Source organism: Kitasatospora putterlickiae (assembly GCF_039527695.1).
GTDB lineage: Bacteria > Actinomycetota > Actinomycetes > Streptomycetales > Streptomycetaceae > Kitasatospora > Kitasatospora putterlickiae.
This window is the reverse complement of sequence record NZ_BAAAKJ010000051.1, coordinates 5,796-12,649: the sequence shown is the minus strand read 5'-3', so window position 1 is coordinate 12,649 and position 6,854 is coordinate 5,796. Positions and strand designations below refer to the sequence as shown.

Sequence of the window (6,854 nt, the reverse complement as noted above, 5' to 3'; positions counted from 1 at the left end):
GATCGCCGGCCAGTCGGCGACCGGGGCCTCCAGCAGCGCGCGGGTCCCGGCGCGGCCCGCGTCCAGTTCGGGGCGCGGGGTGCGGCCGTCCCCCGGCGAGCGGGCGAGGTGGCGGCGGATGTCGTCGGTGTAGCCGGGCGGCACCGGGAAGCGCCGCTCGATCGCGTCGGCGAGCTCGCCCGCCTTGTCCGGGTCCAGCGCGGTGAGCTGGACCACCGGGTAGAAGAGCCACAGGCGCAGCGCCGCGAGTCCGTAGCGGTCGATGTCCGTCCCGGTGCGTCCGAGCGGGGCGGTGAATCCGGCGGCGCCCAGCGCGGGGCGCAGGAAGTCCTCGACGGTGCTGGCGAGTTCGAAGTCGATGAAGCACAGTTCGCCGTCCGGCCTGATGATCAGGTTCCGGGGGTGGAGGTCGCCGAAGACGACGCCGCGGGCGTGGATCCGCTCCAGGGCGCGTTCCACCTGGTCGACGACGGCCAGGGCGTCCCGGGTGTACTCCGTGACGGCGTCCTCGTCGGCGCCGGGGTGGATCAGCGGGTAGCGGGCCGTCAGCCACTCGCTCAGGGACTGCCCGGCCACGTACTCCTGGACGAGGAACTCGTGCTCCCAGGCCGTCAGCAGTCCGTGCTCGGCGGGGACCCCGGGGACTCCGGCCAGCCGGGCGAGGACGGCGTACTCGTTGCGCAGCCGGGTGACCGCGTCCACGCCGCGCTGGTCCAGCCCGGCGAAGGGGCGGGCCTCCTTGAGCACCACCGGCGGGCCGTCCCGCCCGTCGCGGGCCAGGTAGACGCCGCCGGCGTTGGAGAAGTGCAGGACCCGTTCCACCGTGTACGGCAGCCCGGTGTCGCGCTGGACAGCGCGCTCGGCGACGGCCGGGGCTATGCACTCCGGTACCGGCGCCCAGGAGGGGACGGCGAAGGCGGCGCCGCGCACGTCGGGGACGAGCCGCCCGTCGGGTCCGGCCAGGGCCAGTACCCGTTCGCCCGCCTCGTTGCGGCAGTAGCGCTCGGCGAAGCCGCCGTAGCGCAGGTACAGCGGGCCGTCCTGCCAGCGCAGGTCGCTGAGGATGTAGGGGCCCGGCCGGCCGGCGAGCAGCGCGCCGAGGCCGTCGAGGCAGCGCGCCAGCTCGGCGTCGTCCACGGGGTAGAGGGTGCAGAACTTCCCGCTGGAGCCGCGCGGCGCGTACTTGGAGTTCTGCACCTGGAGGATGGGCAGGCCGCGCAGGAACTTGAAGGTGATCCGTTCGCGCAGGCAGTAGGCGAAGACGGTCTCCAGCACCTCCTCCGCGGTCTCGACGCACGTGGAGACGTGGATCTTCCAGCCCTGGTCCGGGATCGGTACGCCGACGGGACGCACCACGGCCCACATCTCCAGGTCCCCGTGCTCCCAGCCCTCGGGCAGCGGGCGGGTGACGGCGGCGAACTCCTCGTGCGCTCCCCAGCGCCGGGGCGAGTCGTAGAAGAGCGGGTCGGCGTAGGCGTAGGCCTCGTACCGGTTGTCCAACGGAACCCTCCTCATGGCGGGAACGGCGGAGCGGGGGCGTACGAACGGGGGTGGGTGCGGGCCGCGCCGGCCGTGAATCCCTGCGAAGGAATTCCGGTATGGCGATCAGGCCATCCGAATAATGAGTTCCGCCTCGACGCCTCCGCAACGGCGCGCATTCCACCGGTCCGGCCGGTCTCGCGCACCCCGGTCGCGCATGGCGCCGCCCCGCGAGCGGGGCGCGGGGGCGCGCGCCGCCCTCGTCGCGGGATCGGCTGCGGCACCGACCGGGCCAGCTCGGAGACGGCGCACGCGCGGCGCACCCCCGGGTCCGGCCACCCGGGGGCCATCCGACTCCCCGTCGGATAAAACGAACAGATGCCCGCCGTGCGATATTGCTGTTCTATTTCAGCAGTATTTCAGGAGGCCGGGAAATTTGTTTTCCCTTGACCGACCGGGGGCCTCATCGGAATGATTCGTTCGCACGAGTCCGACCCCGGACGCCACTTCCGTCCCCTCAGGACCGGGGGCCGAGGGGGCCGAGCTGCGTGTAGCCCGCCGTGCCGTGCAGCACCGCGCCGGCGGTGCGGGCCTCCTCCAGGCTCCGGCCGAGCACCTCCGCGCCCTGTTCCGGGGCGAGGTCCATCAGGCCCGGCGGCCACGTCCCCGGCGGTACCACGAGCACGACCACCAGACCCCGCTCCTCGGCGGCCGCCACCCAGCCGGGCGAGGCGCGCACCTCGGAGGCCGGCTCCCAGAGCTGCCGGCCGCCCACCAGGACGAGCCGGCTCAGGACGGAGCCGTGCAGCCCGACCACGGCGGTGCTGGCGGGCGGCTCCCCCGCCGCCATGACGAAGCCGCTGTCCACGGCGCTCTCGACGAACTCCCCGTACAGCCGCGGACCGATCTCCACGATCAGTTCCGCGAACGGCGGACCGGCCGCCACCGCGCGCACCGCCAGGGCCCAGACCATCGGCGCCGTTCCGCCGTCACCCGCTCCACCGCCACCCGCTTCGTCCGCCATGCCCGTTCAACGATCCGGCGGCCCGATCGGAGCGGGCCGCCGGCCGGCCCCGCCACTCGGGCGAACGGCGGTACGGGTCTGGCGCCCGACCGCGCCGCCGGGCGAGGGTGGTGGAGGCCACCGAAGGTTCCCCAGCGGAAGGAAGTCGAGATGAGCGAGACGATCGCCGGCGTGCGGATCCCGGACAGCGCCCTGGCCCGGGAGGCCACCGAGCTGGTCCGGGACGCGGCCTCGCCGCTGCTGTTCGACCACTCCCGCCGGGTCTTCCTGTTCGGGGCGCTGCGCGGCGCCGAACAGGGGCTGGACTTCGACCCGGAGCTGCTCTACGTCGGGGCGATGTTCCACGACCTCGGGCTCACCGCGCGGTTCGCCCGCACCGACCAGCGCTTCGAGATCGACGGCGCCGACGAGGCCCGCCGCTTCCTGCACGCCCACGGCGTCACGGGCGCGCCGGCCGACCGGGTGTGGGCGGCGATCGCCCTGCACACCACCCCGGAGATCCCGCTGCGGATGGCGCCCGAGGTCGCCCTGGTCACCCGGGGCGTGGAGCTGGACGTCCTCGGCATCGGCTACCACGCCGTCACCGACGAGCAGCGCGCCGCCGTCACCGACGCCCATCCCCGGCCGGACTTCAAGAACCGGATCCTCGCCGCCTTCACCGACGGCCTCAAGGACCGGCCGGCCACCACCTTCGGCAACGTCAAGGCCGATGTGCTGGCCCACTACCTGCCCGGCTTCGAGCGCGGCGACTTCGTCGAGGCCATCAAGGGCTCCCCCTGGGCGGAGTGACGGCCGGTCAGCCGGCCGGCCGGCGGGACCGGCGCGGGCCACGGAGTGCGCACCGGCCCGACATCCTCCGTACACACGAGCGGCCTACAGTCCGCCGTCATGAATCGATCATGTTCACGCTGGAACGGGCGCCCGCGGCGCCGGACCGGCGCCCTCCGGTTCGCCTGGACGGCCTGGACGGCGGCGCTCTGCACCGCGGTCGTCCTCGCGCTGGCCGGCCCGCCCGCCGGGCCGGCCGCCGCGAGCGGGGTCAGCGGCACCTCGGACCAGGTGCTCTTCGCCGGCGGCACCGGCGGCTACGGCTGCTACCGCATCCCGGCCCTGACCCGCACGGCGGCCGGCACCCTGCTGGCCTTCGCCGAGGCCCGCAAGTCGCCGACCTGCGCGGACCGCCAGGACATCGACCTCGTGGTCCGCCGCTCCACCAACGACGGCCGCAGCTGGGGCCCGATCGAGGTGGTGCTGTCCGGCGGCCCCGACGACGCCGACCAGCCCTACACCCGGGGCAACGCCGCGCCCGTGGTGGACGCCACCACCGGCCGGATCCTCCTGCTCTCCACCTCCAACCCCGCGACGCCGACCGGCAAGCGGCTGCCCTGGATCCAGCACAGCGACGACGACGGCCGCACCTGGTCCGCCGCCGAGCAGTTGACCTCGACGTTCTCCGGCGCCACCGACGGCTGGTTCGCCACCGGCCCCGGCCACGGCGTCCAGCTCACCCAGGGCGCGCACGCCGGGCGGCTGGTCGTCGGGGCGCACCAGGTCCCGTCCAAGGGCGTGGTGTACGCGGGCGTGCTGTACAGCGACGACCACGGCGCGACCTGGCAGGCCGGCGCCACGCCCAACTCCTACGTGGCGGACCCGGCCGATCCCGGCCAGGCGCTGGTCAACCCCGGCGAGGTCTCCGTCACCGAACTGCGCGGCGGCGGCGTCTACGCCATGGCCCGCAACCAGATCGGCGGCGGCGCCAACCACCGCACCCGCGCGGTGAGCACCGACGGCGGGACGACGACGCCCGCCGCCACCGTGCTCCCCTCGCTGGTCACCCCGGACGTCCAGGGCTCCGTGCTGGCCCTGCGCCAGACCTGGCAGAACGCGTCCGGCGACACCCTGCTGTTCTCCGGCCCGGCCGACCCCAGCAGCCGCAAGAACATGACCGTGCGGTACTCCACCGACAACGGCACCACCTGGAAGACCCCCGCGAACGGCCTGATCACCGGCAACGCGTCCGGCTACTCCGACCTGGTCGAGGCCGCGACCGGCGAGATCGGGCTGCTCTACGAGACCGGCACGACCTTCTCGGCGGACCAGCTCCACTACCGCACCCTCACCCCCGCCGCGCTCGGCCTGCCCGGGGGCTTCCATGGCACCGGCTCCGACCAGCAGCACGTGCCCGCCGCGGTCACCACCCCCGACGCCGGCCCGGAGCACGGCGACGCCTACCCGCGCGGCGGCGCGGCGCTCGGCCCGGGCCGCTACAACCAGGGCCTGGTGCTGGACGGCGCCGCGGCCGCCGCGCAGTACGCGGAGCTGCCCTGGTCGCGCCCGATCGACCCGGGCGCGGGCGACTTCACCTACACCCTCTGGTTCAAGTACCAGGCCACCGCCGCCACCCCCCAGCAGGTCCTGTTCTGGGGCTACGGCGTGGGCGCCGTCCCCCAGGTGTGGCTGCGCGCGCAGCCCGGCCAGGACCGGCTCTACGGCTGGGTGCAGGGCACCGACGCCGGCACCCCCGTGGCGCTGACCGACCCGTCCGCGGCGACCGCCTTCGGTGACGGCGCCTGGCACCTGGTGACGCTCTCGCGCACCGGCGGCACCGTGGGCCTGGCCGTCGACGGCGGCACCCCGGCCACCGCCACCGGCGTCACCGGCGCCGTCACCCCGGGCCCGGGCGACCGGACCACCGGGCTGCGCCTGGGCGCCAAGCCCAACGCCGCCGCCGACGACCGCTTCACCGGCTCGCTGGACGAGTTCCGGCTGTACCGCACCGCGCTGACGCCCGCCCAGGTCACCGAGCTGCGGGACACCAACGCGGCCTCGCTGGCGCCCGACGCCGACGCGGCGCTCGGCGTGCGGCTGCCCTTCCAGGTCCTGGACGGGGCGACCGTGCCCACCCGCACCCCGGTCTCGATCGAGGAGGACGTCTCCGGGCACTGCGCCGACGGCACCCTGCTGGGCGGCAAGCCCTCGCTGGTGACCGGCCGGGTCGGGGCGACCGGCATCGACGTCGGCGGTGACCGCCCCGGCGTCCAGGTGCCCTACACGCCGGCCCTCGACGTCGGCGCGGGCGACTTCACCTACACCGTCTGGTTCAAGTACCAGGCCGGCGCCGGCGACCAGGCCCTGCTCTGGGCCTACGGCTCCACCTCGGGCCAGCGCTCGCTGTGGGTGCGCGCCCAGCCCTCCCAGGACCGGCTGTACGCCTGGGTGCAGACCGCCACCGACACCGTCACGGTGGCCCTGCCGGACACCTCCCCGGCCACCGCGTTCGGCAACGACACCTGGCACCTGATGGCGCTCACCCGGACCGGCGGCACGGTGCGGCTCAGCGTCGACGGCGGCGCCGGCGCGTCCGTCACCGGCCTCACCGGTTCGCTGACGGCCGGCGCGGAGCAGGGCATCGAGGGCCTGCGGGTGGGCGCCAAGCCCACCGGCACCGACGTGCTGACCGGCTCGCTGGACGACGTCCGGCTCTACCACCGGGCGCTGAGCACGGCCGAGCTGGCGACGGTGGCCGGCTCGCCGGCCGGCAGCAGCGGCTACTACCCGGCCGACCTGCCCGCGCTCTGGTGGAGCTTCGAGAGCCAGTGGACCCAGCGGCACGACACGGTGCGCCTGGACGACGGGCCGTCCACCCCGGACGGTTCCGTCCACTGCGTCAACGCCCGCGTCGACGGCGGGGCCGGGCTCACGGCGGCCGGCGCGTTCGGCGCGGCGCTCACCCTGGACGGCACCGACGACGACGTCCGGCTGCCCTACCGCCCGGCGGTGGCGCTGGGCGCCGGCGACTTCACCGTCAGCAGCGAGGTCCGCTACCAGGCGAAGCCGGCCGACCCGGACCAGGTGCTGCTCTGGGCGTACGGGACGGGCGCCTCGGAGCGGCAGATCTGGCTGCGCGTCCAGCCCTCGCAGGACCGGCTCTACGCGGCCTTCGAGACGGACACCGCGACCACCATGGTGACGGCGGTGGACACCTCGGCGGCCACGGCGTTCGGCGACGGGCAGTGGCACCAGGTGGCGCTGCGCCGCGCGGGCGGCACGCTCCAGCTGCTGGTGGACGGCGCGGTGGTGGGCTCCTCTGCCGTTCCGGCGGGCTCGGTGACGATCACCGACGCCTTCGCGGTCAGCGGGTTCGAGCTCGGGGCGAAGCCCGACGGCACCAACCGGTTCACCGGCTCGTTCGACGAGTTCCGGATCCACCGCCGGGCGCTGACCGACCAGGAGCTGGTGTCGGTGCACACCACCAACGCCGACCTGGGACCGGTCACCGCCGTCCGGCTCGGCTTCGACTCGCTCAGCCCGACCGGCTTCGCCAAGGGCTGAGGCCGGGCCCGGTGGGGGG

At 74.9% G+C, this 6,854-nt stretch carries 4 protein-coding genes; 2 read left to right on the top strand and 2 right to left on the bottom strand.

Going from position 1 to position 6,854, the window contains the following annotated elements; genetic code table 11:
- Together lanKC and ABD308_RS06010 are read right to left on the bottom strand one after the other, a co-directional pair.
- On the bottom strand, nt 1-1,500 hold a 1,500-nt coding region (lanKC, locus tag ABD308_RS06015; RefSeq protein WP_344328121.1), incomplete at its 3' end, for a class III lanthionine synthetase LanKC.
- A gap of 496 nt (nt 1,501-1,996) precedes the next feature.
- Complete coding sequence (locus ABD308_RS06010) at nt 1,997-2,452, bottom strand: hypothetical protein (RefSeq protein ID WP_344328119.1); 456 nt, start codon at nt 2,450-2,452, stop codon at nt 1,997-1,999.
- Nucleotides 2,453-2,653: 201 nt separating this feature from the next.
- Here ABD308_RS06010 and ABD308_RS06005 point away from each other — a divergent pair, with 201 nt between their 5' ends.
- A complete protein-coding gene (locus ABD308_RS06005) occupies nt 2,654-3,292 on the top strand; it encodes an HD domain-containing protein (protein ID WP_344328116.1) in 639 nt (212 codons plus the stop codon).
- 99 nt (nt 3,293-3,391) lie between these two features.
- Nucleotides 3,392-6,835 (top strand): LamG-like jellyroll fold domain-containing protein, encoded by a 3,444-nt coding sequence (locus ABD308_RS06000; RefSeq protein ID WP_344328107.1) that lies wholly within the window; start codon nt 3,392-3,394, stop codon nt 6,833-6,835.
- Nucleotides 6,836-6,854: the final 19 nt, after the last annotated feature.